The organism is Hymenobacter metallicola (assembly GCF_004745645.1).
In the GTDB taxonomy this organism is placed as follows: Bacteria; Bacteroidota; Bacteroidia; order Cytophagales; family Hymenobacteraceae; genus Hymenobacter; species Hymenobacter metallicola.
Window position 1 is genome coordinate 75,608 of the sequence record NZ_SRMB01000007.1, and the last position, 25,516, is coordinate 101,123.

General features: G+C 58.8%; 24 protein-coding genes. 17 read left to right on the forward strand and 7 right to left on the reverse strand.

The features are described 5' to 3' along the window. Positions 1-63 precede the first annotated feature (63 nt). The 11 genes from E5K02_RS24035 to E5K02_RS24085 all read left to right on the forward strand — a co-directional run bounded on the left by E5K02_RS24035 (position 64) and on the right by E5K02_RS24085 (position 9,211). Positions 64-459 (forward strand): NADH-quinone oxidoreductase subunit A, encoded by a 396-nt coding sequence (locus tag E5K02_RS24035; protein WP_135398868.1) that lies wholly within the window; start codon positions 64-66, stop codon positions 457-459. A gap of 78 nt (positions 460-537) precedes the next feature. After that, positions 538-1,095: an NADH-quinone oxidoreductase subunit B gene (locus E5K02_RS24040; RefSeq protein WP_100339094.1), complete on the forward strand. Its 558-nt coding sequence runs from the start codon at positions 538-540 to the stop codon at positions 1,093-1,095. Positions 1,096-1,160: 65 nt separating this feature from the next. Further along, positions 1,161-1,730 carry an NADH-quinone oxidoreductase subunit C gene (locus E5K02_RS24045; protein ID WP_135398870.1) on the forward strand — a complete coding sequence of 190 codons (570 nt, stop codon included), beginning with the start codon at positions 1,161-1,163 and terminating at the stop codon, positions 1,728-1,730. Between the two features lie 18 nt (positions 1,731-1,748). Beyond that, positions 1,749-3,014: an NADH dehydrogenase (quinone) subunit D gene (gene nuoD, locus E5K02_RS24050; protein ID WP_135398872.1), complete on the forward strand. Its 1,266-nt coding sequence runs from the start codon at positions 1,749-1,751 to the stop codon at positions 3,012-3,014. A 21-nt stretch (positions 3,015-3,035) separates the two neighbouring features. Beyond that, entirely contained in the window at positions 3,036-3,611 is a 576-nt protein-coding gene (locus E5K02_RS24055) for an NADH-quinone oxidoreductase subunit NuoE family protein (RefSeq protein ID WP_135398874.1), read from the forward strand. Positions 3,612-3,638: 27 nt separating this feature from the next. Beyond that, positions 3,639-4,979: an NADH-quinone oxidoreductase subunit NuoF gene (gene nuoF, locus E5K02_RS24060; protein ID WP_135398876.1), complete on the forward strand. Its 1,341-nt coding sequence runs from the start codon at positions 3,639-3,641 to the stop codon at positions 4,977-4,979. A gap of 47 nt (positions 4,980-5,026) precedes the next feature. Further along, entirely contained in the window at positions 5,027-6,034 is a 1,008-nt protein-coding gene (locus E5K02_RS24065; protein ID WP_135398878.1) for a 2Fe-2S iron-sulfur cluster-binding protein, read from the forward strand. A 91-nt stretch (positions 6,035-6,125) separates the two neighbouring features. Next, positions 6,126-7,208, forward strand: a complete 1,083-nt coding sequence (nuoH, locus tag E5K02_RS24070; RefSeq protein ID WP_135398880.1) for an NADH-quinone oxidoreductase subunit NuoH — start codon at positions 6,126-6,128, stop codon at positions 7,206-7,208. Between the two features lie 8 nt (positions 7,209-7,216). Beyond that, complete coding sequence (locus E5K02_RS24075; protein WP_135398882.1) at positions 7,217-7,798, forward strand: NuoI/complex I 23 kDa subunit family protein; 582 nt, start codon at positions 7,217-7,219, stop codon at positions 7,796-7,798. 81 nt (positions 7,799-7,879) lie between these two features. Beyond that, the gene (locus E5K02_RS24080; RefSeq protein ID WP_135398884.1) at positions 7,880-8,398 is read left to right on the forward strand and encodes an NADH-quinone oxidoreductase subunit J family protein; all 519 of its coding nucleotides are present in this window, start codon (positions 7,880-7,882) and stop codon (positions 8,396-8,398) included. 162 nt (positions 8,399-8,560) lie between these two features. Further along, positions 8,561-9,211, forward strand: coding sequence for a hypothetical protein (locus E5K02_RS24085; protein WP_167856575.1), 651 nt, complete (start codon positions 8,561-8,563; stop codon positions 9,209-9,211). Positions 9,212-9,252: 41 nt separating this feature from the next. On the opposite strand, the gene E5K02_RS24090 is transcribed toward E5K02_RS24085, so the two are convergent. Further along, the gene (locus E5K02_RS24090; protein WP_135398889.1) at positions 9,253-9,819 is read right to left on the reverse strand and encodes a DUF1003 domain-containing protein; all 567 of its coding nucleotides are present in this window, start codon (positions 9,817-9,819) and stop codon (positions 9,253-9,255) included. A gap of 177 nt (positions 9,820-9,996) precedes the next feature. Between E5K02_RS24090 and E5K02_RS24095 the strand changes: the two genes are divergently transcribed. Further along, positions 9,997-10,515 (forward strand): STM3941 family protein, encoded by a 519-nt coding sequence (locus tag E5K02_RS24095; protein ID WP_135398891.1) that lies wholly within the window; start codon positions 9,997-9,999, stop codon positions 10,513-10,515. 40 nt (positions 10,516-10,555) lie between these two features. Here the strand turns inward: E5K02_RS24095 and E5K02_RS24100 are convergent, their stop codons facing one another. Further along, complete coding sequence (locus tag E5K02_RS24100; RefSeq protein ID WP_135398893.1) at positions 10,556-10,948, reverse strand: hypothetical protein; 393 nt, start codon at positions 10,946-10,948, stop codon at positions 10,556-10,558. 128 nt (positions 10,949-11,076) lie between these two features. Further along, on the reverse strand, positions 11,077-11,640 hold the full coding sequence (locus E5K02_RS24105; RefSeq protein ID WP_135398895.1) for an RNA polymerase sigma factor: 564 nt from the start codon (positions 11,638-11,640) through the stop codon (positions 11,077-11,079). A gap of 384 nt (positions 11,641-12,024) precedes the next feature. Between E5K02_RS24105 and nuoK the strand changes: the two genes are divergently transcribed. From nuoK to E5K02_RS24125, 4 genes are all read left to right on the forward strand, one after another. Beyond that, on the forward strand, positions 12,025-12,357 hold the full coding sequence (gene nuoK, locus E5K02_RS24110; protein ID WP_100339108.1) for an NADH-quinone oxidoreductase subunit NuoK: 333 nt from the start codon (positions 12,025-12,027) through the stop codon (positions 12,355-12,357). A 123-nt stretch (positions 12,358-12,480) separates the two neighbouring features. Next, positions 12,481-14,421, forward strand: coding sequence for an NADH-quinone oxidoreductase subunit L (nuoL, locus tag E5K02_RS24115; protein WP_135398897.1), 1,941 nt, complete (start codon positions 12,481-12,483; stop codon positions 14,419-14,421). Between the two features lie 60 nt (positions 14,422-14,481). Further along, positions 14,482-15,963 carry a complex I subunit 4 family protein gene (locus E5K02_RS24120; protein WP_135398899.1) on the forward strand — a complete coding sequence of 494 codons (1,482 nt, stop codon included), beginning with the start codon at positions 14,482-14,484 and terminating at the stop codon, positions 15,961-15,963. Positions 15,964-15,980: 17 nt separating this feature from the next. Then, positions 15,981-17,378 (forward strand): NADH-quinone oxidoreductase subunit N, encoded by a 1,398-nt coding sequence (locus tag E5K02_RS24125; protein ID WP_135398901.1) that lies wholly within the window; start codon positions 15,981-15,983, stop codon positions 17,376-17,378. Positions 17,379-17,460: 82 nt separating this feature from the next. Here E5K02_RS24125 and E5K02_RS24130 read toward each other — a convergent pair whose 3' ends face one another. The 4 genes from E5K02_RS24130 to E5K02_RS24145 form a co-directional block, all read right to left on the reverse strand. Then, positions 17,461-18,807, reverse strand: a complete 1,347-nt coding sequence (locus tag E5K02_RS24130; protein ID WP_135398903.1) for an OmpA family protein — start codon at positions 18,805-18,807, stop codon at positions 17,461-17,463. A 185-nt stretch (positions 18,808-18,992) separates the two neighbouring features. Then, a complete protein-coding gene (locus tag E5K02_RS24135; protein ID WP_240737433.1) occupies positions 18,993-19,787 on the reverse strand; it encodes a 3'-5' exonuclease in 795 nt (264 codons plus the stop codon). Between the two features lie 490 nt (positions 19,788-20,277). Further along, on the reverse strand, positions 20,278-20,931 hold the full coding sequence (locus E5K02_RS24140) for a response regulator (protein ID WP_135398905.1): 654 nt from the start codon (positions 20,929-20,931) through the stop codon (positions 20,278-20,280). Positions 20,932-21,054: 123 nt separating this feature from the next. Continuing rightward, complete coding sequence (locus tag E5K02_RS24145) at positions 21,055-24,120, reverse strand: sensor histidine kinase (RefSeq protein ID WP_135398907.1); 3,066 nt, start codon at positions 24,118-24,120, stop codon at positions 21,055-21,057. A gap of 301 nt (positions 24,121-24,421) precedes the next feature. On the opposite strand from E5K02_RS24145, the gene E5K02_RS24150 reads away from it, so the two are divergent. Beyond that, positions 24,422-25,456: a phytanoyl-CoA dioxygenase family protein gene (locus tag E5K02_RS24150; protein WP_135398909.1), complete on the forward strand. Its 1,035-nt coding sequence runs from the start codon at positions 24,422-24,424 to the stop codon at positions 25,454-25,456. The last annotated feature ends 60 nt before the right edge of the window (positions 25,457-25,516 follow it).

Below are 25,516 nucleotides of genomic sequence, written 5' to 3' on the forward strand. Positions count from 1 at the left end.
GCCTCTAAGCCCTACCTTTGCCCTCCAACGCCCATTTCGATGGGCCTTTAACTGCTGAATCGTATGCTTCTCGCTGTAACCACTAATTACCAGCCGGTTGATTTTCTGCCCATTGTGGTACAATTCGGCCTGGCCATTGCCTTCGTGGCCTTCGCCATGATTGTGTCCCACCTGGTGGGCCCCAACCGCAAAAGCAAAGTCAAAAACGAAGCTTTCGAGTGCGGTATCGAGTCGGTGGGCAATGCCCGCACCCCGATTTCCATCAAATACTTCCTCACCGCCATCTTGTTCGTACTCTTCGACGTGGAGGTAATCTTCATGTACCCGTGGGCCGTGAACTTCCGCACGCTCGGTTGGGACGGCTTCGTCCAGATGATTGTGTTCCTGGCGCTGCTGATGGCCGGCTTTGCCTACGTTATCAAGAAGGGCATTCTGAAGTGGACCGGCACCCACGCCTAAGTCCAATTCAATCAAACTTTTGCCGGCTCGCTGGTGTTCGGATAAAGGGCAATTAGCCCCTCCAAACTGACAAATCTCATGAGCGATATTCGTGTTCCTGAAATAAAGATGGTCGAGGCCCCTGAGGGCGTAGAAGGCGCTGGCTTCTTCGCAACCTCCCTGGAATCGGTGGTGGGCATGGCCCGCGCCAACTCCCTGTGGCCCCTGCCCTTCGCTACTTCCTGCTGCGGCATCGAGTTTATGGCCACCATGGGCTCGCACTACGACATCTCCCGCTTCGGCTCGGAGCGCCCGTCGTTTTCGCCCCGGCAGGCCGACCTGCTGATGGTAATGGGTACCATTGCTAAGAAAATGGCCCCCATCGTGAAGCAGGTGTACGAGCAGATGGCCGAGCCCCGCTGGGTGCTGGCCATGGGCGCCTGCGCCTGCTCGGGCGGCATCTTCGACTCCTACTCCGTGCTGCAGGGCATCGACCGGATTATTCCCGTTGATGTGTACGTGCCCGGCTGCCCGCCCCGCCCCGAGCAGGTGCTCGACGGCCTGATGCGCGTCCAGGACTTGGCCCGTACCGAATCGATTCGCCGCCGCAATGCGCCCGAGTACCAGGCGCTGCTGGCTTCTTACAACATCAAGTAGATTGAAAACTGGCGCTGTAAGCTTTTTGCAGCGCCAGTTTTCGCCTCTTAGCTTCTCTTACAGGAATGGCTGAAAATACCCAAGAATCCGCGGCAGCACCCCAGGAAGCGGCGGCCCCGCAGGACCCGCAAGCGGCGAAAAACGCCCAGCTGCTGGCGCTGTTGCAGCGCCTGTTTGGTGCCGACACGTTTACCGACGTGGAGGAGCCCTACGGCCTGCTGACGGTGACGACTACGCGGGAGCGGATTCACGAAATCATGGCCGGCCTGCAGCAGGACCAGGAGTTGCAAATGAACTTCCTGACCACGATGTGCGGCATTCACTACCCCGAAAACGAGGGCAAGGAACTGGGCATGATTTACCATGTGCACAGCCTGGTGAACAACCTGCGCCTGCGCATCAAGATTTTCTTCCCCATTGCCGACCCGGTCGTGCCCACGCTGACTGACCTCTACGCTACGGCCAACTGGATGGAGCGCGAGGCTTACGACTTCTACGGCATCATCTTCACGGGCCACCCTAACCTGATCCGCATCCTGAATGTGGAAGACATGGACTACCACCCCATGCGCAAGGAATACGCGCTGGAAGACGGTACCCGCGAAGACAAAACAGACCTTTTCTTCGGCCGCTAGGCCCCTGATTCATACATCATGGCAGTAAACGACACGCTGGAAGGTACCCACAAGATCATCCAGGAAGCCAAGGAACAGCAGCAGAACAGCGGCCTGGTTCCCACGCTCAACGACTTTTCGCAGGAGTTGACGACCCTGAACCTGGGTCCGACGCACCCGGCTACGCACGGCATTTTCCAGAACATCCTGCAAATGGATGGGGAGCGGATTATTTCCGGCGTGCCCACCATTGGCTATATCCACCGGGCCTTCGAGAAGATTGCCGAGCGCCGGCCCTTCTACCAGATTACACCCCTCACCGACCGGATGAACTACTGTTCGTCGCCCATTAATAACATGGGCTGGCACATGACGGTAGAGAAGCTGCTCGGCGTGACGGTGCCCAAGCGCGCCCAGTACATGCGCGTCATTGCCATGGAGCTGGCCCGCATCACCGACCACTTGATCTGTAACTCGATTCTGGGCGTGGATACGGGTGCTTTCACTGGCTTCCTCTATGTGTTCCAAGAGCGCGAAAAGGTCTACGAGATTTACGAGGAAATCTGCGGCGCCCGCCTCACCACCAACATGGGCCGCGTGGGCGGCATGGAGCGCGACTTCTCGGATGTCGCCATCCAGAAGCTACGCGACTGGCTCAAGACCTTCCCCGCCGTGATGAAGGAGTTCGAGTCCATGTTCAACCGCAACCGCATTTTCATGGACCGCGTAGTAAACGTGGGTCCGATTACGGCGGAGCGGGCTTTGAACTACGGCTTCACCGGTCCCAACCTGCGTGCCGCCGGCGTCGACTACGATGTGCGGGTGATGAACCCTTACTCCAGCTACGAGGACTTCGACTTCGAAATCCCCGTGGGCACCAAGGGCGACACCTACGACCGGTTTATGGTCCGCAACGAGGAAATCTGGCAGAGCCTGCGCATCATCAATCAGGCCCTGGAAAACCTGCCCGAAGGCCCCTTCCACGCCGATGCCCCGCACTACTACCTGCCCCCCAAGCAGGCCGTGTACAAGAACATGGAGGCCCTGATCTACCACTTCAAAATCATCATGGGTGAGATTGAAGCGCCGGTAGGCGAGGTATATCACTCCGTGGAAGGCGGCAACGGCGAGTTGGGCTTCTACCTGATTTCCGACGGGGGCCGCACGCCCTACCGCCTGCATTTCCGCCGCCCCTGCTTTATTTACTACCAGGCTTACCCCGAAATGGTGGTGGGCAGCAGCCTCTCCGACGCCATCGTGACCTTGTCGTCGATGAACGTAATTGCCGGCGAGCTGGACGCGTAGTTTTTTGCTGAATTTAACTGTATGGAATCGACAACCGCGCCCGTGAAACCCCAGTTTTCGGAAGCTGCCAAGGCTGAAATAGACCGTATCTGCAAGCAATACCCCGAGGAGCGGCGCAAGTCGGCCATGCTGCCGGTGCTGCACATTGCCCAGGCCGAATTCGGTGGCTGGGTAGCCCCCGAGGTACAAGATCTGGTAGCCGAGGTACTGGGCGTGAAACCCATCGAGGTGTACGAGGTTTCGACCTTCTACACCATGTTCAACCTTAAGCCGGTGGGCAAGCACGTGCTGGAAATCTGCCGCACGGGCCCCTGCCAGCTGCGCGGCTCCGACGAGCTGACGGCTGAGCTGGAGCGTATCACCGGCGCTAAAGTTGGCGGTCCGCCCTCGGCCGACGGCCTGTTTACCTTGAAAGAGGTGGAGTGCCTGGCCGCCTGCGGCTTTGCCCCCGTGGTGCAGGTGCGCGAGAAATACTACGAGCAGCTGGATACCGAAGCTTCGGTGAATGCTATGCTCACCGAGTTGCGCAACATGGTGCACCGCCCGGCGCTTCCCTGGGAAGAAAAAGGCCTGCCCAACGCCGTAGCCAACAATTAACCTCTTTCAGCTAACCGCTCAGACACTATGGGACGCAAACTGCTGACCGAACATATCAACGTTGAAGGCATCGACACCTTTGAGGTATACCGCAAGCATGGCGGCTACCGCTCGGTGGAGAAGGCCCTCAAAACCATGACCCCCGACGAGGTGGTGGAAGAGGTGAAGAAGTCGGGCCTGCGCGGCCGCGGCGGCGCCGGCTTCCCCACCGGTATGAAGTGGAGCTTTCTGGCCAAGCCCGAGGGCGTGCCGCGCTACCTCGTTTGCAACGCCGACGAATCGGAGCCGGGTACCTTCAAGGACCGGCAGCTGATGTCGAAGCTGCCCCACCTGCTGGTGGAAGGCATGATTACGAGCTCCTACGCCCTGGGCGCCAACACCTCCTACATCTATATTCGTGGGGAGTTGTTGTACGTGCTGCGCATCCTGGAAAAAGCCATTGCCGAAGCTTACGCCAACGGCTTCCTGGGTAAGAACATCCTGGGCTCGGGCTACGACCTGGACTTGTACGTGCACCCCGGTGGGGGCGCCTACATCTGCGGGGAGGAAACGGCCCTGCTGGAATCGTTGGAAGGCAAACGGGGCAACCCGCGCAACAAGCCCCCATTCCCCGCCGTGCAGGGCCTCTACGCCCGTCCGACGGTAGTGAACAACGTGGAGTCTATTGCGGCGGTGCCGGTTATCGTCAACGACGGTGGCGACGAGTATGCCAAGATTGGCGTGGGCCGGAGCACCGGTACCAAGCTGATTTCGGCCTGCGGCCACCTCAACAAGCCCGGTATCTACGAAATCGAGCTGGGCGTGCCGGTCGAGGAATTCATCTACTCCGATGAGTATTGCGGCGGCATCTGGAAGGGCCGCGACCTGAAGGCCGTGGTAGCCGGCGGTTCGTCGGTGCCGATTCTGCCCAAGGAACTGATCCTGAAAACCGCCGCGGGTGAGCCCCGCCTGATGACCTACGAGTCGTTGTCGGATGGCGGGTTCGTGACGGGTACGATGCTGGGTTCGGGGGGCTTTATTGCCATGGACGAAACTACCTGCATCGTGCGCAACACCTGGAACTTCTCCCGCTTCTACCACCACGAGTCGTGCGGGCAATGCTCGCCCTGCCGCGAGGGGACGGGCTGGCTGGAGAAAATCCTGCACCGCCTCGAGCACGGCCACGGCAATGAGCGCGACATCGACGTGCTGGCCAGCGTGGCCAAGCAAATCGAAGGCAACACCATCTGCCCACTGGGTGAAGCGGCGGCTTGGCCGGTTTCGGCCGCCATTCGTCACTTCCGCGACGAATTTGAGTGGCACGTACGCTACCCCCAGGAAGCTACCCGCCCCGGCGCGGTGTTCCCTGGCAAAGCAGTACTGGCTTAATTTGTACTAACTGACATTTCACTTCCGCCCTTAGGAAGCTCTGAATAATGGCTAAAATAACTTTTGACGGCATCGAGGTTGACGTTCCGGACGGAACGACCATCCTCAACGCGGCCCGCACCATCGGCGGCGGCATCGTGCCCCCGGCCATGTGCTACTACACGCCGCTGAAAGGCTCGGGCGGCAAGTGCCGCGCCTGCCTCGTGCGCGTGGCGGCCGGCTCGGCCAAAGACCCGCGCCCCATGCCCAAGCTGGTAGCCTCGTGCGTGACGCCCGTGCAGGATGGCATGGTGGTCGAGAATACGACTTCCGAGCAGGTCCTGAACGTGCGCAAGGGCATCGTGGAAATGCTGCTCATCAATCACCCCCTGGACTGCCCCGTGTGCGACCAGGCCGGCGAGTGTGATTTGCAGAACTTCGCCTTCGAGCACGGCGTGAGCACCACCCGCTACGAAGAGGAGCGCCGCACCTTCGAAAAAATCGACATCGGGCCGCTGATTCAGCTGCACATGACGCGCTGCATCCTGTGCTACCGCTGCGTGTACACCGCCGACCAGCTCACTGAGAAGCGCGTGCACGGCGTCCTGGGCCGGGGCGACGCGGCCGAAATCGGCACCTACATCGAGAACATCATCGACAACGAGTTCAGCGGCAACGTCATCGACGTGTGCCCCGTGGGCGCCCTGACCGACAAGACCTTCCGCTTCAAGCAGCGGGTGTGGTTTACGAAACCCGTAAACGCCCACCGCCAGTGCGAAAACCCCAAGTGCTGCGGCAAAGTGGTGCTCTGGTACAAAGGCAAGGACGTGCTGCGCGTGACGGCCCGCAAGGACCAGTACGGCGAGGTGAAGGAGTGGATCTGCAACACCTGCCGCTTTGACAAGAAGGAAACTGCCGACTGGACCCTGGAGGGCCCGGCCCACATCGACCGTTCGTCGGTCATTTCGGCCAACCACTACGAGCTGCCCGTACTCAACGCCCAGGTTATTGCCGACTTGCCCGAAAGCTCGCTGCGCGACCTGGAACAGAATCCTCCCATGCGCCTGGGGAATTAGTTTTTAGTTAGTGGTTTTTGGTTTTTGGCCTTGTTCTGACATGGCCCAAGCCAGAGGCCAAAAACCAAAAACCAAAAGCCAAAAACCAACCATGATAGAACTACCAACCTTAGGCTGGCAATCCATTGTTATCCTCGTCGTGTTCGGCGTTTCGCTGCTGATTGCCACGTACTGCACCTACGCGGAGCGGGTAATTGCTGCCTTCTTGCAGGACCGCGTCGGTCCGGACCGCGCGGGACCTTTCGGCCTGCTGCAGCCCCTGGCCGACGCTGTAAAACTGTTCACCAAAGAGGAATTCTTCCCCGCTGGCGCCAACCGCGCCCTGTTCGTGCTCGGGCCCTGCCTGGCCATGATTACGGCCTTGATGTCGTCGGCGGTAATTCCGTTCGGCAACGTCATTCAGTTTGGCACCAACGTATTCAATCTGCAGGGCATCGAGGTCAACATTGGCATGCTATGGGTGTTTGGCATCGTGTCGTTGGGCGTGTACGGGGTGATGATTGGCGGCTGGGCTTCCAACAACAAATTCTCCCTGCTAGGCGCCATCCGGGCCGGGTCACAGAACATTAGCTACGAACTAGCCATGGGCATGTCGCTCATCGCCGTGCTGATGATTTCGGGCACCTTGTCGCTGCGGGAAATCACCTTGCAGCAGTCGGTGGCCGGCGAGTGGCACTTCTGGAACATCGTCAAGCAGCCCCTGGGCTTTATCATCTTCCTGGTGTGCGCCTTCGCTGAAACCAACCGCACGCCTTTCGATTTGCCCGAGTGCGAAACCGAGCTGGTAGGTGGCTACCACACCGAGTACAGCTCCATGAAAATGGGTTTGTACCTATTTGCCGAGTACGTCAACGTCTTCGTGGCCTCGGCCGTGATGAGCGTGCTCTACTTCGGCGGCTTCAACTTCCCCTTCCAATATGAGCTGCGCGACTGGTTGGTGTCGGCTCAGGGCTGGGAGCTGGTGTCGGCCCAAAACCTGATTTCAATTCTGGGCCTGCTGCTGCTGTTCGGGAAGATTTTCGCCTTCATTTTCTTCTTCATGTGGGTCCGCTGGACCCTGCCCCGCTTCCGTTACGACCAACTGATGCGCCTGGGCTGGACCATCCTGATTCCGCTGGCCATTTTCAACATCCTGCTCACCGGCGGCCTGATTCTGGGCGGTATCATTAAGTAATCGAACCTATGCAGTCCTTAAGCAATAGAGCCAAAAAGCTGGAGGCCAAGCCAATGACGCTGGCTGAGCGGGCTTACCTGCCGGCTATTTTCCAGGGCCTGAGCATCACCATGCGGCACTTTTTCCGGGCGGCTACTAAGAAGCAGGTCACGGTGCGCTATCCCGAGGAGAAGCGTCCCTTCTCCCCCATCTTCCGCGGCCTGCACGTACTCAAGCGCGACGAGCAGGGCCGGGAGCGGTGCACCGCCTGTGGCCTGTGTGCCGTAGCCTGCCCTGCCGAAGCCATTACGATGGTAGCCGGCGAGCGGAAAAAAGGCGAGGAAAACCTCTACCGCGAGGAGAAATACGCCGTCAGCTACGAGGTAAACATGCTGCGCTGCATTTTCTGCGGCCTCTGCGAAGAAGCTTGCCCGAAAGCCGCCGTGTACCTGCAGCCCGACAAGATGGCGCCGCCCCGCTTCGAGCGCGACGAGTTCATCTACGGCAAAGACCGGCTGGTGGAGCCCGTCGACCCCAGTGCCCGCAGCATTCGCGGCATTCAGTTGACACCCGAGCAGGCCCAGACTTTGAGCCAGCGCTTGGCCCACTAGTACCTCTCTAGTCTGTCGTCTTGAGTCAGTTCAGGACGACAGACGACTTTATACTCATTTCATTCGCGCTACTTCCCGCCAATGGCCTCTTCTTCCCTGTTTTTCTTCCTGTCGTTTGTGGCGCTGTTTGCGGCCCTGGGCGTAGTTCTGGCCAAAAACCCGGTGCACAGCGTGCTATTCCTGATTCTGACGTTCTTCTCGCTGTCGGGGCACTACCTGATTCTGAACGCCCAGTTCCTGGCCGCGGTGAACATCATCGTGTACGCCGGTGCCATCATGGTGCTGTTTCTGTTCGTGATTATGTTCCTGAACCTGAACGCCGACACGGAACCCCATAAATCGGCTTTATCAAAGGTAGCGGCGGCTGTAGCTGGGGGCTTGCTGCTAGTCGTGATGATAGCCGCCCTGCGTGACGTACAGACCGGCACTACTTTCACGGCGGCTACTTTCAATTCTCAAATCGGGATGGTGAGCCAGCTGGGCATGGTGCTCTACACCAAGTACCTGCTACCCTTCGAACTGGCCTCGGTGCTGTTCTTGGCTGCTATGGTTGGGGCCGTGATGCTGGGCAAGCGGGAAGCCGGGGAGCGGAACTTTTAAGCGGAAGTAGTTAATAAAACGAAAGCGGCGCCTGATACCCCGGGCGCCGCTTTTTTATGCCTTTTACTTTTTATGAAGGCCACAATATTCCCGCCAACCGGTACTGCTTGAGGAAAGCTACGAGTGCGAAGCTACCAGGAAAAGTTCATCTTCGTGCCCAGAATGACTAACCGACGCACCTTACCGATGAAGCTATTTGCCTCTCTGGCCTGGACCACCCTATTTCTTACGGCTTCGGCCTGCTCCCGCGAAAAGGTGCCGGTGCAGGAAGTAGAGGTCGGTGGCTTCAGCCAAAGCCCAAAATCTACCTCGGCCCAGGACGCCGTTAAAATGGTTTTAGGGGCAGTCAACGACCAGCAGGCTAAGCAGGCAGCGGGTCAGGAAGAGGTTAGCGGACTGGGCCTGGAGCAGGAAGATGGCTCGGTAGAAGTGCCTCACTTGGACAACACCGATTATATGGTCGTTACCAACGACTCCACTTACCGACGGGTGCTGGCATCTAAAGGCCCGGGTGAGGCCCCGGGCAGCATCGACTTTACACGCGAGTTTGTGGTGCTACTCGTGCATCCGCCCGTTGCCTTCACCGGTGCTACCTTCCTGGACAACGTAACGGCCGAAATAGAGGAGGATACCGTTGTGCGACTCACGCTGTCATCGACACCGATGCCGGCCGTGGACATGACCGGCGGACTGGGATACGGACAGTACGACTACAAGGTCAAAATGTATAAGCTGCCCCGCAAAAGCTTCCGAAAGGTCCGGATTGTGTTTGAGGACCAGGACGATACGCCGGCGGTGTACGTGCCGCTGTAGGAATTCAATCCTTCGGACTCAGTGGCTCACGCAACCGTAGGTTATTCCGCCTTCTTTTGCTGCTCTACTTTCTGCTGGTACTGCTCAATCGTATCAAGGACCCGCTCGGGGTGTACATCTTGGGCCAACTCGGGAATCTCGGGATGTTGAGCCTCCTGAATGTCCATTTTCTGGGCTATTGCCCGCACCAAGACTACCAGCCGGGTTATTTCGTGTTCACTGAGCAAGCTCACCTGCAGGTTCAGGTCGGCGCGCTTGTCGGCCAGGGCGGCCATGCGGTTTTGGCTGATGAGCACGAACGTGGACAGGAAAATGGCCTCTACGGAAGCTTCCATGGCCAGAATCACCAGCGACGGGTCGAAGGGCTTGAGGCCGAGCCAGCCCACGTTCCACAAGATCCAGCCGGCAAAGAGCACCAGGTGAATACAGACGAAGGCCATGCTGCCCGTGAACTTGGTCACGGCGTCGGCGGTGCGGTCTTGCCAGGTGCGCTGCTTGTCTTCGGCGTGCTGCCGCTGCAGCAAGGCTTCAATATTGCGCTCCACGACCTGGGCCATGCCGCCCTTGGCCGCGGGCTGGGAGTTGGAGGAAGAATTGGGAACTACCATCGGACTACAGAAGATGCTGCCCTGGTATACGGCCCGCCTGAAAAGGGCAGCTGCGCTGTAGCCGACATCTTTTTGTAAGTTTCGACGGGTCAATTTCTTGTACTTCTTCTACGCTTGAGCTGCAGCAAAGAAGCGGCATCCGCACAGTTCAGGTACCCCTTTTCTGATATTCGCTTAATGGAAGTCAAGCTCTACAAGTCCCCGTGGCGGGCAATCCTGCTGATGCTGGGGTGTTCGGTATTCGTGGCAGCCGGAATTTGGATGCTAAACCAAGACACCGCGCCGTCCTGGGTAGCGTGGATGAGTATTCTCTTTTTCGGCTTAGGCTACCCTGTCGGGCTGTTCAACTTGCTGGACCGTAGACCACAAATAATTATTAATACGGTTGGGATATTTGATAGAATGAGCCACCATGAGTTCATCAACTGGGAAATTATAGAGGGGGCGTACCTAGTCGAAGTTCATCATCAGAAGTTTATCTGTCTACTAGTAGCACCAGACTTTGAGCCATCAAGAAAAAAAGGGGCCGTCCACAAATCCCTCATCGGAATATCGAAAGCAATGGGCTTTCAAGAGCTAAACATTTCCTTGGGCCTTATCCAGATTGATGAGTTCCGCTTCACTGAGTTTATCATGGCTATGTCTAAAGCTGATTCCGGAAATCGTCGGAAGCTGCTTGATCAGTTTTCTTGTTAACGAAAAGCGGCTCCCAAAGAATCAGGAGCCGCTTTTCGTTTTATTGCTCCGCCGGGGTGTTGAAGGCGGTTTCGGCCGCCTGCCGCCGCATCCAGGGCGGGCCGCAGCTGGCGCGCATTTTCTGGCGGAATTTCTCCTGCTCCTCGGGCGTCATGCCGGCCATGCGGCTTTCCAATTTTTGTTTCCAGTCGTTTTTGTGCTGCTGCCACTTGCGGCTGAAGCCCGGGCGGCCCGCCCCCCCTTTAAAGCCAGTGAGCAGGCGGGTAAGCAGCAGCAAGCCCAGAGTTTGCCAGAAGTTGACAACTGGGCCGTGGAAGAGTTCGGGCACCAGCCAGTTCCAGAGGCTCATCGTGACATAGCCCATAGCGGCCACGAACAGAACACCCAGGAGAACAAATTTAAGGACGCGAAGCGGCCAGGGTTTAGGATTCATGTTAGTAATGAGCTGATGTGGGAAAGTGCTAAAATGTTAATGCATCCGAAAGTGCTCCGCTGTTTTTCGCCCGTTGCGGGCTTCTAGCAATTAGCACACGAGCACATTAATCATTGGCACATTGATTTTTAGTCGGTGAACAAGTTGGTGTAGAGCACCTGCAGGCGCTGACGCAAGTGCTGCACGGCGTAATGTTTGCGCGAAATCAGTGTTTTGAGGGGTACGCCGGTGTCCTCGGCCAGGTCCTTGAAGCTGCGGCCTTCCAGCTCGTGCCACACAAACACGTCGCGCTGGTTCTTGGGTAGTTCGTCTAGGGCTTCGGCCAGGGCCTCCATTAGCGTCTCGCGCAGCAGGCGGTTCTCGGGGGCATCATCGTCGGCGGGCAGCACGTCGGCCAGCAGCAGGGAGCCTTCCTCGTTGTCGTTGTCGTAGCGCAGCATTTCTTCTTCCAGCGACGCCGTTTTCTTTTTACGGTAGAGGTCGGTGATGCGGTTGCGGGCCACGCGAAACAGCCAGGAGGCTACTTTCTCGACGGGCTTGAGCATCCGGTAGCTTTCGACCAGCTCCCCAAAGACATCCTGCAGAATATCTTCGGCATCTTCCGGATCGGGCACCCGGCGGCGGATGAAGGCCAGCAGCCGGCCGCGCTGTTCCTGCACGGCCTCCTGAATCTGCCGGTCCTGTCCTCTCATTGTGCCTACGGGTAAGGCGTTTAGTGCTAGTGCGTCCATTCTGACTAAACAGACGCGGAAGGCGGAAAAATACTTTATCGGGATGAGAATATTTTGTGGAATATATCATGAAAAGAACGTCAGGTCGACTAACGGGTGACATCTGGCGGGCTGATGACTGAGTGGTAATCCAGCGTCAACACCCCTGGTGTTTCCCGTTGGTTGACATGATGGACGAATTAAATGATTCTAATTCTCTCCCCGTAGCCCCTTGGCTCTTATTGCAAACGGCCGCAACTGTACTTTTCCCTGTGGATTTACCGATTTTCAGGATACCTTTGCCAGCTAATTCACCCCAGCTGCGCTTTGGCTGGGCCTCTTTGCCTTGTCCGCTGACCCCACTGCATGGAACAGACCATCCCGGAAGTCATTCGCACCGTCCCGCTTGAGTATTATATATACTTCGCCACGGCGCTATTTGCCATCGGCGTAACGGGCGTGCTAACCCGGCGCAATGCCATTATCATCTTTATGTGCGTGGAGCTGATGCTCAACGCGGTAAACGTGCTGCTGACGGCCTTCTCCGCCTACCGCTCCGACCCCAACGGGCAAATCTTCGTGTTTTTCATCATGGCCGTGGCCGCCGCCGAAGTGTCGGTGGGCTTGGGCATCATTGTGATGATTTACCGCAACTTCCAGAATACCGACGTCAATCTGCTTAACCGTCTTAAGTGGTAATGATAACTCGTCTGTCATCCTGAGTCGGCGAAGAACCTTATCCCGCCAGAACAAGCTGTTCTACTGCCATAAGGTCTTCCGCCGACTCAGGACGACAACTGGTTTTCTTATAGCATACCTCCTATGCAAGAAACTGTAATACCCGCAGCTGTTGCTCCTTACCCCACGCTGCTGTACGTGTTAATTCCACTACTGCCGTTTCTGGGTTTTCTCATCAACGGTCTGCTGAACAAAAAGCTCTCGGGCACGGTAGCCGGCGCTATCGGCAGCCTCACGGTGCTGGGCTCCTTCGGCATTTCGCTGATGCTGTTTCTGAACTTCCAGTACCAGTACACCGTGAAGCTCTTCGACTGGATTACGGTCGGCTCGATGCAGATTCCCTTCACCTACCAGATCGACCAGCTCAGCCTGATTATGCTGATGCTCGTCACGGGCGTGGGCTTCCTGATTCACGTCTACAGCATCGGCTACATGCACCACGACGAAAACGTGGGCAAGTTTTTCGCCTTCCTGAACCTGTTCGTCTTCAGCATGCTGGTGCTGGTGCTGGGCGCCAACTTCGTAATTCTGTTCATCGGCTGGGAAGGCGTGGGCTTGTGCTCCTACCTGCTCATCGGCTTCTGGAACAAGGAAACGCCCAACAACAACGCCGCTAAGAAAGCCTTTATCATCAACCGCGTCGGGGACCTGGGCTTTCTGCTGGGCATCTTCCTGATTTACCTCACCTTCGACTCGGTACAGTACGCCGAGGTGTTCCAGAAAGCCTCCACGATGCAGATCGGCACGGGCGTCGTGACGGCCATTACCCTGCTGCTCTTCGTGGGCGCCATGGGTAAGTCGGCCCAGCTGCCGCTCTACACCTGGCTGCCCGACGCTATGGCTGGCCCCACCCCGGTTTCGGCCCTGATTCACGCCGCCACCATGGTTACGGCCGGTATCTACATGGTGCTGCGCTCGAACGTACTCTTCACCCTGGCTCCCGACACGCTCCACGTCGTGGCCTGGATTGGCGGCCTCACCGCCCTGTTTGCCGCTACGATTGGTCTGGCCCAGAACGACATCAAGAAAGTGCTGGCCTACTCCACGGTTTCCCAGCTCGGCTACATGTTCCTGGCCCTGGGCGTGATGGGCTACAGCACCTCGCTGTTTCACGTCCTGACCCACGCCTTCTTCAAGGCCCTGATGTTCCTGGGCGCCGGCTCCGTGATTCACGCCATGAGCAACGAGCAGGATATTCGCCGCATGGGCGGCCTGCGTAAAGCCCTGCCCATTACCTTTTTGACGTTCCTGATCGGCTGCCTCGCCATTTCGGGCATTCCGCCTTTCTCGGGCTTCTTCTCGAAAGATGAAATCCTGGAGCACGTTTATCAGCACAACAAGATTCTGTGGGGCATCGGCATGGTCACGGCCTTCCTGACGGCTTTCTACATGTTCCGTTTGCTGTTCCTGACCTTCTTCGGCGAGTTCCGTGGCACCGAAGAGCAGAAGCACCACCTGCACGAGTCGCCGGCTAGCATGACGCTGCCGCTGATTATTCTGGCTGTTCTGGCCGCCGTGGGTGGCTTCATGGGCGCCCCGATGTTTGTGGGCAAGCACTACCTGGCTGACTACCTGGCCCCGCTGTTCACCTACTCGCAGCGCCTCAACCCCGAGGCTTTTGCCGGCGAGCTGGACCACGGCACCGAGCTCATGCTCATTGGCTTGTCGGTAGCCGCCGGGGTATTGGGCATTCTGGTAGCCTATATTCAGTACGTGAGCCGCCGGGTGCGCCCGGCCGAGGACGACGCCCACCGCTCGGCGCCCGAAAGCCTGGTCTACCACAAGTACTACATCGACGAGCTGTATAATACCATCTTCGTGAAGCCGGTTATGGCGTTGTCAAATGGCCTGTACCGCTTCGTGGAGCAAGGCATCATCGACCCCATCGTGAATGGCTTCGGCCGCGTCACCCTGGGCGGCGGGCAGCTGCTGCGCTACGTGCAAACCGGCTACGTGGGCCTCTACCTGATTCTGATGGTCGTCGGCATTGTGCTGATTCTGGCTTTGAACGTCTTCCAATTCTAACGCTTCCCTGGACGGCCGGCGTGGAAGATTTCCCCGGCTTCATCTGCATCTGAATAAAGTATGCTGACTGCCTTTTTACTTTTCTTTCCCGTAGCGGCGGCGCTTCTGCTGCACTTTGCCAAGGGCAATGCGGCGCGGGTGCTGGCTCTGGGGGCTGCCCTGGTGGAATTTGCCGTAGCCGTGTTTGCTGCCGTATCGGCGTCGATGAACATGGCCCCCGGCAATAGCGCGGCGGCCTACACGCCATTTTCAATTAACATCCCCTGGATAGAGTCGGCCGGCATCAACTTCCACATCGGCCTCGACGGGTTAAGCCTACTGATGGTGCTGCTGACCACCTTTCTGGTGCCGCTCATCATCCTGGCTTCCTTCCGCCACAACTACCCCAACGCCTCGGCTTTCTACGCCCTGATTCTGTTCATGCAGACCGGCCTGATTGGGGTATTTGTGTCGCTCGATGCTTTCCTGTTCTACTTCTTCTGGGAAGTGGCTCTGATTCCGATTTACTTCATTGCCGGTGTCTGGGGCTCGGAGCGCCGCATTGCCGTCACCTTCAAGTTCTTTTTGTACACCATCATCGGCTCGCTCTTTATGCTGGCCGCCTTCGTGTACCTCTACTTCCAGACCGACGTCAACAACGCCGGCCTGACCTCCGACATCAGCGCCTTCTACAACCTGACGCTAACGGCTTCGCAGCAGGCCTGGGTGTTCTGGCTCATCTTCATTGCCTTCGCCGTGAAGATGCCGATTTTTCCCTTCCACACCTGGCAGCCCGATACCTACACCGAAAGCCCCGTGCCCGCCACGATGCTGCTTTCGGGCATCATGCTCAAAATGGGTATCTACGGCACCTTGCGCTGGTTGCTGCCCATCGTGCCGCTCGGCACCAGCCAGTGGGGTAAGCTGGTCATGATACTCTCGGTTATCGGCATCATATACGGCGCTATCATCGCCATCCGCCAGCGCGACATGAAGCGCCTGATTGCCTACTCGTCTCTGTCGCACGTGGGCTTGATGGCCGCCGGGGTGTTCTCGCTCACCTTTATGGGTTTGCAGGGCGCCGTGATTCAGATGCTGGCCCACGGGGTGAACGTAGTCGGCATGTTCTTTATCGGCGACATTATCCAGCGCCGCACCGGCACCCGCCAGATTTCCGAGCTGGGCGGCCTGACCAAGCACACGCCCCTGCTGTCGGTGTGCTTCCTGGTGCTGCTGCTCGGTACGGTGGCACTACCCCTGACCAACGGTTTCGTGGGAGAATTCCTGCTGCTGGCCGGCGTGTACCAGTACAACCCTTGGCTGGGCGCCGTCGCCGGCGTGACCATCATTCTGGCCGCCGTGTACTTGCTGCGCATGTTCCAGCGCGTGATGCTGGGCCCCGAAACCTCCTTCACTTCTACTATTCAGGACTTGACCGGCAGCGAGCTGGCCGTGCTGGTACCCCTGATTGTGCTGGTATTCTGGATCGGTTTGTTCCCCAATACCTTCCTGCGTATCTCGGAGCCGGCCGTGCTGCAGATTCTCGCCCTGGTTAACCGCTAAGCCCTGATCCTGACGACATGACTTCCATCATTCTGCTCTCCGTTCTCGGCATCGTTAACCTGTTCTTCGGGTTCCTGAAGTCCAACAAAATCCTGCTGCCCGCGGCCATGGTCATTCTGGCCCTGGTCTTCGGGGTCAACCTGATTGATTGGAACGCCGACCCTCGGTCGTATTTCAATGAAATGCTCACCATCGACCGGTACTCGGTGGCTTTCACCGGTATCGTGGTCCTGACGACGCTGCTGCTGATTCCCTTCTCCCAGAAATACGTGCGCGAAGGCCAAGAGAACCTGGCCGAGTACTACTCCCTGCTACTCTTTTCGCTCGTCGGCGCCATCATGATGGTTAGCTACGACAATCTGTTGATGCTCTTCGTGGGTATTGAGATTCTGAGCGTGTCGATGTACGTGGTAGCTGGTTCCGACAAGCGCAACGTGCGCTCCAACGAAGCGGCCCTGAAGTATTTCCTGATGGGCTCGTTTGCCACCGGCATTCTGCTTTTCGGCATTGCCCTGGTGTACGGTGCGACGGGCACCTTCCAGCTCACCCAGATTAATGCGGGCATCATTAACCCAGCCAATGCCTCGCTGCAGCCCATGCTTTATATCGGCATGCTGCTCATGTTCATTGGCATCAGCTTTAAAGTATCGGCCGCGCCCTTCCACTACTGGACGCCCGACGTGTACGAAGGAACCCCGACCTTCTTCACGGCTTTCATGAGCACGGTGGTGAAAACGGCGGGCTTTGCGGGTTTCTTCAAGCTGCTGATGGCAGCCTTTTTTGCCGCGCAGGGCTTCTGGGTACCCACCATCATGGCTATTACCGTCCTCACCTTGCTTATCGGCAACGTTGGGGCCGTAGCCCAGACCAGCATCAAGCGCATGCTGGCCTACTCCAGCATTTCGCACGCCGGCTACCTGTTCATTGGTCTGGTGGCCGTAAACGGCAAGCTGTCGGCCAACGCTATTTTCTTTTACTCTCTGGCGTATTCGGTAGCTACCGTAGCCTCTTTCGCCGTGCTCAAGCTCGTGTCGGACCAGCGCCAGCGCGAAGACTACGCCGGTTTCAACGGCCTCGCGAAAACCAACCCTCTGCTGGCCTTCGTGATGACCGTAGCCATGCTTTCCCTGGCCGGCATTCCGCTCACGGGCGGCTTCTTCGGCAAGTTCTTTACCTTCGGAGCAGCCATCGACCGGGGTTACATTGGCCTGGTCGTATTTGCCGTCATCATGTCGATGGTAAGCATCTATTACTACCTGCGGCCCATCATTGCCATGTACATGCAGCCGGCCGAAAACGAAACGGCCGAGCCCATTGCAGTTGGCAGCTTCCAGTCGGCGGTGCTCGTGCTGCTGGCCCTGCTGACGGTATTGCTGGGCGTACTACCCGGCTTGTTCAGCGAAGTATTTAAATAGCAGTAACCTGACTACAACAAAAAGAGCGGCCCAAAGTAGGCCGCTCTTTTTGCTTCTAATCGAATAATACGAGCCAGCCGGCTTATTTCTGCGTCACCCGAATGCTGATGCGCCGGTTCAGGGCCCGGCCGACGGGCGTGGCGTTGCTGGCAATACCATGCTTACCGCCGTAGCCTTTGGCTTCTACCCGACTCAGCGGAATCCCCATCGTTACCAGCTCGGCCATGGCTGCGTTGGCCCTATCCTGGCTTAGTTTCAGGTTCGCCAGCACGTTGCCAGTACTGTCGGTGTAGCCCCCTATTTTGATATGGGCGGCCGGGAAGCTTTTCAGAATGCTGGCCACGTTGCGCAGCTGCTGCCGCGACTCATCGGTCAGAAAGGCCTTCTTCGCGTCAAAGGTTACCCGGTCGAAGTTGATCCAGCCCTTCGTCCGGTTGACGGGGTCCACCTGCATCTTGGGGTCGGCCAGGAAGGTGTAGAGCCGGTTCTCGGTTGAGTTCACCCCTACAGTTTGGCTGGTCCCGTCGACCATGGTCAGGGTGATGGGCCGGCCGGGGTCGTAGATATAGGTATCAAGAGCGGCATCGTAGCGGCCTTCAGGAGCAGTTGGCGGCGAAGCTGGTACGGTGGAGGTAGCCGTACCAGTGGCCGTTCCTGCCGCCGTCAGCCCCAGAACAGACGGGGTAGTTGGGGCGACAGGAGTTTGGTTGTGCATGAAGAAATACTCGGCCAAAGCGCCCACTACCACGAGGGCCAAAACCCAAGCCCAACGGGAAGCCGATGCCGCCGGTGCCGCCACTGGAGCGGGTGGCGAACTGTAGGTGTGGCCGCCCCCTACGGCTGCCCAGGGCGTTGGGCCGGCTTCCGCCCGAACCCCGCCCACCGGTGGGGCCTCCCCAAGGCTGGCTGGCGTCAGGCTCGGATTAGCTACCCCGGCGGCACTACCGGGCAGCATCGCCTCCAGGACCTGGGCCCGCTGGCTCTTCAAAAAGTCAAACAGCTCTTCGGGAGTCATGTTGTGCAGGGCTGCATAGCTGGCTAGCCGGTGCAGCACAGCCTGGGCCACTATAGCCAGCAGTGTTTCTACGGAAGAAGATTTAACGGCCGTAGCGTTGGCAATCCGGGCTGCAGTTGCTTCGTAGGCCTCCCCTAGCAAAGCCCGCATCAGGTCGGAGCGGCGCTGCAGGGTATCGGCCGTGAGCAGGTTGGGTAGCACGCCCGATTCGGCGGCTTCGTGGGTCAAGGTCCAGAGGACTTCCGGACCACCGGGCCGCTCGGCGCGGCCTATGAAACTACTCAGAACAAGCGGGGTAATTTTAATCAAAGCCTTGCGTACCCCTTCCTCGCTCTCGCCCACCACTACGCTGGTCTGGCTTACGGTATTACCCGTAAAGTACGTTTCGACTTCTTCCAGTAGGTTCTGTTGCATCACTGTAGAGTTTAGACGTGTATGATAATTAATAGTACTAATTTTTATTCAAATACTTCTAAAATTTACTTGTCATAATATGTACTCCCTAGAAAGCTATTTTGCCAGTATAGTAGCCGCATAAAAAGCCAGCCCCGTTTCTGACGCAGAAACGGGGCTGGCTTTACCGCTTGAAACCCTGAATTTTACACGCGCTTCATCACGGTGCTTAGGCCGTCGGCGTAGATGACGGCGTCGTCGGAAAACGGCTCTTCACCCCGAAATCTTTGCAGAAGTCGCGCCGTGGTGATGATATCCTTCTGGCAGTAGTGCACGATGCGGGGCAGATCATTGTCGGTGTAGTACACACGGGCCACGTCGGCCCCAGTGATGTCGTCCTTGGGGGTGGGAATGTTGAACATGGCGGCCAGCAACGACAGGGACGTGAACGATTTCCGGTCCCCGAACTTCCAGAGCTCCATCGTGTCGAGGTGAGCAATTTCCCAGGGCTTTTTGCCGGCCACATCGAGCTGGGGCGGCAACGGTAGCCCGTTGATAAGTAGTCGGCGGCCCAGATACGGAAAATCAAACTCCTTACCGTTGTGGGCGCAGAGCAGGTAATTGGGCTTGCGGGCCAGCAAGGCCGAAAACTCCCGCAGCATCGTCACCTCGTCGTGGTCGGCGAAGCTTTTCACGCGGAAGCGCCACTGTTCTTCCTGCTTGTCGAAGGTGAAGCAGCCCACCGAAATGCACACCACCCGGCCAAACTCGGCGTAGATGCCGGCCTGCTCAAATAAGGAAGCCGCCTCCAGGTGGGAAGGCATTTCCTCGATATCAGCCCGGGAAGAACTCCAGCCTTTTTCGCGGCGCAGGGCGTGGCACTTATGTTCCCACAGCAGCCGCAGCATGTCGTTGAGTTCCTCGTGACAGCCTACGCAGGGTACTGTTTCGATGTCTAGCACGAACAGTTGCTCCAGGGAAGTATTGCGTAAAATCTGCATAATCGAGCTCTCCAACCGGTATTTGAATATCGAAGATAGCCCTTTCGAAGCCATGACCGCATGGTAGCCCAAAAGAATCTACCTAAAAAGGCATCCGGCAGCTTTTTGTTGAGCAGCTTTGCTAAGTATTGCTTTACGCACTCAACAGGCTGGTCACAAACCCAGTAGCAAGGCAAAACAAAGCCGCCCGACTTCCGGCGGTGTGTAAACCGGAAATCGGGCGGCGAATGTCGGAAGCCTAGCGCGCGGAGGGTACGCCAGTTGGGAGGTCAGGCTAGGGCCGGGCGGCCCGTAAGCCAAAGACCTAGCAAAACAATCAGCACTTGGCGACGTGGTTTTGGCATGGCTACCGACAAGTTAGGAATCCAACCCAGTGATTTCGCTTGCCCTCTGCATGACGGATTCGGCGGAGTCATTGGTCGTATGGAAGTTGCAACTTTTTACCGGGCCCGTCAATCACATGATTATGTGAGGCCGTTCGGCGGCCGGCCTAGGTCAGGCCCTGGCGCAGGGCTTTCGACACGGCTTCGGTCATGGAGCGCACGTGCAGCTTTTCGTAGATTTTCTTGATGTGGGAGCGTACCGTATCGATGCTGATGCCCCGGTCGGCGGCAATCATCTTGTAGCTGTAGCCTTCGACCAGCAGGCCCAGAATTTCCTGCTCCCGGGCGCTGAGGTTGGCCGGCGACTCGTCGGCCGTGGCTACCGGGGGCTTGGAACGCGGAAACAGTCGCAGCACCTGGCGGGCAATGGCGGGCGTCATGGGGGCGCCGCCGAGCCGTACTTCCCCAATGGCGTCGAGCAGCTTTACCGGCGGGGTTTTCTTAAGCAGATACCCGTCGGCCCCGGCGCAAATGGCCTCAAACACCCGGTCGTTATCCTCAAACACGGTTAGCATCACTACGTTTACCTGGGGCGCCGCTTTCTTGATGCGCTTCAGGCCTTCGATGCCCGTAATGCCCGGCATGTCGATATCCATCAGAATAACATCGGGCGTGAGGCGGGCCACGTCGGCCGTGGCCTGGGTGCAGTTGCCCAAGGCTCCTACCAGTTCCAAACCCTGAGTACCGGCCAGCAGCTGACTCAGGCTAGCCCGCAGGTCAGAGTTGTCTTCGTAGATAAGAACGCGGGTGGGAGTTTCCATGACGCAGGGCTAAAGGTGTTTTCCGGTAGTAAAGATACAAGGCACGGCAGCAAAGGTGGCCCTACATGATAATGTGACGGCCGACTAACCTTCTTGTAATCAGCTTTATTTTATTAGTCACCATTAGCTTTTCAACGGCACGCTTAGCTGGAGCATGGTGCCCTGACCGGGCGCGGTATTGATGGTGAGCTTGGCTTGCATGGCGGCGGCCCGGCTGTGCATGTTGGTCAGGCCATTGCCCCCACCCTGGGCCGGGGCAGCGGGGTCGAAGCCCACCCCGTCGTCTTTCACCGTCAGCAGCAGCCGGTGGTGCTCGTAGGTAAGAGAAATGGCAGCCTGCTCGCACTGAGCATATTTAGCCAGATTGTTTACGGCTTCCTTGAAGAGCAGAAAGAACTCCCGGCGGGCGCGCATATTGAGCCGCAGCCCCGTAATAGACGGGTCAGCGCGAAACGTGAAGTCGATGCCGCGGGCTTCGAGCACGTCGGAGGCAAAGCTGCGCATCCGGGCCACCACGTCCTCCATCGAGTCGTGGGCCGGGTTGATGGTCCACACGATGTCGTCCATGGCATCGAGCATCCGGCGCGAACTGTCGCCAATCTGGTCGAGCAGGGCGGTGGCTTGGTCGGTGCGCTGGTTGTGCTGATGGGTGCGGGCAATCTGGCTCAGAATGGAAATGCTGCTCAGGGTAGAGCCCATATCGTCGTGCAGGTCGCGGGCAATGTTGTGGCGCACCCGCTCCAGGGCCAGCAGCTGCCGCACCCGCATGCGGTAGGCCAGAAACAGCAATCCGAAAAACACCCAGCTGATCAGAATGCGGAACCACCAGGTGCTGTACCAGTGCGGCTGCACCACAATGGTGAGCGAGGTGCCCCGGGGGTTCCAGATGCCGTCATTGTTGGTGGCCCGCACCCGGAACGTGTAGGTGCCCGGGTCGAGGTTGGTATAGGTTGCTTCGCGCTTATTACCGGCCTGCACCCAGTCGGGGTCGAAGTTTTCGAGCATGTAGGCGTAGCGGTTTTTCTCGGGCAAGCGAAAATTCAGGGCAGCAAATTCCACCGAGAAGAAATAGTCGCTCGGGGCCAGCTCGATGCGGCGGCGCACCGTGATGCTCGTATCCAACTCCACTAGCTGGTTGAACTTGCGAAACCCGGTCAGCACGACGGGCGGGGGCAGGGCGTTGGTGCGCACGGCGGCCGGGTTGAAGCGCACCAGCCCCAGCATCCCGCCGAAGTAGAGCTGCCCCCGCCGCCCCCGGTAGTAGCCGCCGGCGTTGAACTCATCGAAGGGCAGGCCGTCGCGGGTGTCGAAGGTGTAAAACTGGTTGTTGGAAGGCGTAAAGCGGGCCAGGCCTTTGTTCGTGGAAAGCCAGAGGTGGTGGGCATTGTCCTCCAGAATCCCGTACACAACATCGTTGGGCAGCCCCTGGGGCTCCCGAAAGGTGGTGAACCGGCCCTTGCTCAGGTCGTCGAGGCGGCAGAGCCCCCCGCCTTCAGTGCCGATCCACAACTGGCCCGAGTGGTCTTCCAGAATGGAACGCACGAAGTTGCTACTGAGGCTGCGCGGATTCTGGTCGTCGGTTTTAAAGGCCACAAACTGCTTGGTGACCGGGTTGTAGCGGCACAGTCCGCCCCCGCCGGTACCGACCCAAATCAGGCCGGCGCGGTCTTGGTGCACCACGCGCACGAAGTTGTTGCTGAGGCTATGCGGATTGCTGGGGTCATGGCGAAAGACGGTGAAACGCTTGGTGCTGGCCTCGTAGAGGTTTAGCCCGCCTTCGGTGCCCACCCAGAGCTGGCCCTTGGGGTCTTCGTACACGGTCCGCACAAAGTCTTCGCTCAGGCTCGTTTTCACGGCCGGGTTGTGGCGGTAGTGCTCGAAGCGGGTACTGCCGGGCTCCAGACAGTCGAGGCCCTGGCTCTGGGTGCCCACCCACAGCCGGCCCCGCTTGTCGATGCACAGAGCCCGAACGAAATCCTCACTCAGGCTGCCCGCATCGGTGGGGTCGTGGCGAAACTGGCGGCGCTGGCCGGTGCTGGCATCGTAGCAAATCAGGCCCTGACTTTCGGTGCCCACCCACACCCGTCCGGCGCCATCTTCGCACACCGCCCACACCGGTCCTTTAGGCTCGGGGTACCCAGTAAACGCGCTGGCGCGGGCCTCGAAACTACTGATACCGCCCTCGGTGCCCGTCCAGAGCAGGCCCGAGCGGTCCTGAAACACGGACATGACCACGTCGTCGGGCAGCGACAAAGCCTGGCCGTTCTGGTGCTGGTAAGTGGTGAAGGTGTTGGTAGCCGGTTGGTAACGGACCAGCCCCTTGTTGGTGCCTATCCACAAGTGTTGCTGCTGATCCAGAAACAAGGCCCGAATGGCTTCGCCCGGCCCGCCCGCCTGCCGGCCCACCGCCCGGGCCGGGCCAACGGCCGGCAGGTACCAGAGTCCATCGGTTTCGGTGCCCACCCACAGGCCCCCGGCCGCATCGGGCTGCAGGGTGGTAATGGCACTGCTGGCCTGCCAGCGCCCGTCGGGCTCGAGGTGGCCGGTGCGGGTGTTTAAGGAGCTGATGTGGCCTTCCCCGGTGCCCACCCACAGCGTGCCATTGGAAGTTTGGGTAATGGCCCGCACCGAGTTGCGGCGCAGATTTTCCAGGGTTGAGGCGGCGTGTACAAAGCGCTGAAAATGGTTTTTGCTGGGCACGAAGCGGTGCAACCCGCCCTCAGTACCGGCCCACACCTGGTTTTGCTGGTCGCAGAACACCACCCGCACGAAGTTGTCGGCCAGGCCGTTGATATCGTTTTGCTCGTACTCGAAAGTTCTGAACCGGCCCGTCACCGGGTTGTAGCGGCAGAGTCCTCCCCCACCGGTACCCACCCACAGCTGCCCCTGCTGATCTTCGGCCAACGACAGGATGAAATTGCTGCTCAGGCTGCCCGCGCGCTGGGGGTCGTTGCGAAACACCCGGAACTCTACGCCGTCGTAGCGACTCAGCCCATCCTGAGTGCCAAACCACAAGAACCCCTGCTTGTCCTGCACGATGCTGTACACGCTGTTTTCCGACAAGCCCTGGGCCGCGGTAAGCGTGTGAAACGTGAGGGCAGCCGAAGGCTGGGCGGGCGCTACCACCGGCACTACTACACAGAACAGCACCCCGAGCAGCCGCAGCCAGGTGGCGAAAAAACAGGTCATAAGCAAGCACCTTACAGGCAATCAGCTGGTGGCCGGGCCCCAACCGATTTGGGCTGCAACCTAGGTATTTCCGGTCGTCTGCCCAATTCCTGGCTGGGCTCTTCTCAACCACGCCGCCCGCTGGCCAGGGAGCAGCCCCAGAAAAGCATAGTGGCCCTAGCAGGTAGAAGCCAGATGGTCATTACCGGGCTCATCAAGCACCTCACAGCGCTAGGCGGTGCTTGCGCTGGCGGCATTTGCCTATCTTGTTCGGCCAAACTATTCTCACATCTCCAATCGGCTTGGTACACAATCCAAACACATGAGCGCGCAAGCAGTAGAGGTCAGTTCAGCGGAAATAGGGCAGCTAGGAGTCCAGCACGTCAAGCGCTTTTGGACCCGGCTGCAGGCCGGACGTACTGGCCGCCGCGTAGAACCCACCGAACAGGATTGGCGCTTCGACAACCTGCTACTGAACGGGTTGGGGTTGCCGCTGGAGCCTACCATGCTCTACTTACTGCAGGAGGCCCCCACTTTCGAAGAATTTGAGAAGTGGATTCTGGCCAAAAATAATGGTCAGCTACCCCCGCAGCAGGTTGAGCGCCTGAACAGCATTTTCACCGGCCAGCCCTACGGGGAAGCATTGCGGGCCCACCTGCGCGCCATTGACGAGCACCCCGCCGTGCTCAGCGCCGAGGACCTGCACTTCTGGCAGGAAAACGGCTACGTCGTCGTGCGGGAGGCTATTCCCCGGGCGCAGGCCCAGGCCACCGAGCAGGCCGTGTGGGAGGCCCTGGGCATGCGCCCCGACGACCCGGCCTCGTGGTACGACAAGCCTATCGGCAAGGGCATCATGATGGAGTTTTACCACCACCCGACGCTGGCGGCCAACCGGCAAGTGCTGCGCATTCAGAAGGCCTTTGCCCAGCTCTGGCAGACGCCCGACCTGTGGACTACCACCGACCGGACCAGCTTCAACCCGCCCGAAACGGCGAGTTTCCCTTTTCAGGGCCCCCGCCTGCACTGGGACGTAAGCCTGCAGCCTCCTTTCCACTTCGGCACCCAGGGCCTGCTCTACCTCTGCGACACGCCCGCCGAGCAGGGCGCCTTCTGCTGCGTGCCCGGCTTCCACCGTCACCTCGACACCTGGCTGGCCCAGTTGCCCGCCGGCACCGACCCGCGCCAGGTAGACCTCGACGCCCAGGCCGTGCCCATTGCCGCCCAGGCCGGCGACCTGGTTATCTGGCACCACTTGCTGCCCCACGGCAGCAGCCCCAACCGCGGCACCTACCCGCGCATCGTGCAGTACCTGAATATGTACCCGGTGGAGTTTCGGGAGAATATGGGCTGGCGGTAAGCAGCAACTACTACCAACAACGGCGGCTGGCGGCCCAACCAATGACGCTCTGGCATAATT

Bases quoted from the DNA above. Each gene is read 5' to 3' on its own strand.
- E5K02_RS24035 (WP_135398868.1), top strand. From the start codon at position 64: ATGCTTCTCGCTGTAACCACTAATTACCAGCCGGTTGATTTTCTGCCC.
- E5K02_RS24040 (WP_100339094.1), top strand. From the start codon at position 538: ATGAGCGATATTCGTGTTCCTGAAATAAAGATGGTCGAGGCCCCTGAG.
- E5K02_RS24045 (WP_135398870.1), top strand. From the start codon at position 1,161: ATGGCTGAAAATACCCAAGAATCCGCGGCAGCACCCCAGGAAGCGGCG.
- nuoD (WP_135398872.1), top strand. From the start codon at position 1,749: ATGGCAGTAAACGACACGCTGGAAGGTACCCACAAGATCATCCAGGAA.
- E5K02_RS24055 (WP_135398874.1), top strand. From the start codon at position 3,036: ATGGAATCGACAACCGCGCCCGTGAAACCCCAGTTTTCGGAAGCTGCC.
- nuoF (WP_135398876.1), top strand. From the start codon at position 3,639: ATGGGACGCAAACTGCTGACCGAACATATCAACGTTGAAGGCATCGAC.
- E5K02_RS24065 (WP_135398878.1), top strand. From the start codon at position 5,027: ATGGCTAAAATAACTTTTGACGGCATCGAGGTTGACGTTCCGGACGGA.
- nuoH (WP_135398880.1), top strand. From the start codon at position 6,126: ATGATAGAACTACCAACCTTAGGCTGGCAATCCATTGTTATCCTCGTC.
- E5K02_RS24075 (WP_135398882.1), top strand. From the start codon at position 7,217: ATGCAGTCCTTAAGCAATAGAGCCAAAAAGCTGGAGGCCAAGCCAATG.
- E5K02_RS24080 (WP_135398884.1), top strand. From the start codon at position 7,880: ATGGCCTCTTCTTCCCTGTTTTTCTTCCTGTCGTTTGTGGCGCTGTTT.
- E5K02_RS24085 (WP_167856575.1), top strand. From the start codon at position 8,561: ATGACTAACCGACGCACCTTACCGATGAAGCTATTTGCCTCTCTGGCC.
- E5K02_RS24090 (WP_135398889.1), bottom strand. From the start codon at position 9,819: ATGGTAGTTCCCAATTCTTCCTCCAACTCCCAGCCCGCGGCCAAGGGC.
- E5K02_RS24095 (WP_135398891.1), top strand. From the start codon at position 9,997: ATGGAAGTCAAGCTCTACAAGTCCCCGTGGCGGGCAATCCTGCTGATG.
- E5K02_RS24100 (WP_135398893.1), bottom strand. From the start codon at position 10,948: ATGAATCCTAAACCCTGGCCGCTTCGCGTCCTTAAATTTGTTCTCCTG.
- E5K02_RS24105 (WP_135398895.1), bottom strand. From the start codon at position 11,640: ATGAGAGGACAGGACCGGCAGATTCAGGAGGCCGTGCAGGAACAGCGC.
- nuoK (WP_100339108.1), top strand. From the start codon at position 12,025: ATGGAACAGACCATCCCGGAAGTCATTCGCACCGTCCCGCTTGAGTAT.
- nuoL (WP_135398897.1), top strand. From the start codon at position 12,481: ATGCAAGAAACTGTAATACCCGCAGCTGTTGCTCCTTACCCCACGCTG.
- E5K02_RS24120 (WP_135398899.1), top strand. From the start codon at position 14,482: ATGCTGACTGCCTTTTTACTTTTCTTTCCCGTAGCGGCGGCGCTTCTG.
- E5K02_RS24125 (WP_135398901.1), top strand. From the start codon at position 15,981: ATGACTTCCATCATTCTGCTCTCCGTTCTCGGCATCGTTAACCTGTTC.
- E5K02_RS24130 (WP_135398903.1), bottom strand. From the start codon at position 18,807: ATGCAACAGAACCTACTGGAAGAAGTCGAAACGTACTTTACGGGTAAT.
- E5K02_RS24135 (WP_240737433.1), bottom strand. From the start codon at position 19,787: ATGCAGATTTTACGCAATACTTCCCTGGAGCAACTGTTCGTGCTAGAC.
- E5K02_RS24140 (WP_135398905.1), bottom strand. From the start codon at position 20,931: ATGGAAACTCCCACCCGCGTTCTTATCTACGAAGACAACTCTGACCTG.
- E5K02_RS24145 (WP_135398907.1), bottom strand. From the start codon at position 24,120: ATGACCTGTTTTTTCGCCACCTGGCTGCGGCTGCTCGGGGTGCTGTTC.
- E5K02_RS24150 (WP_135398909.1), top strand. From the start codon at position 24,422: ATGAGCGCGCAAGCAGTAGAGGTCAGTTCAGCGGAAATAGGGCAGCTA.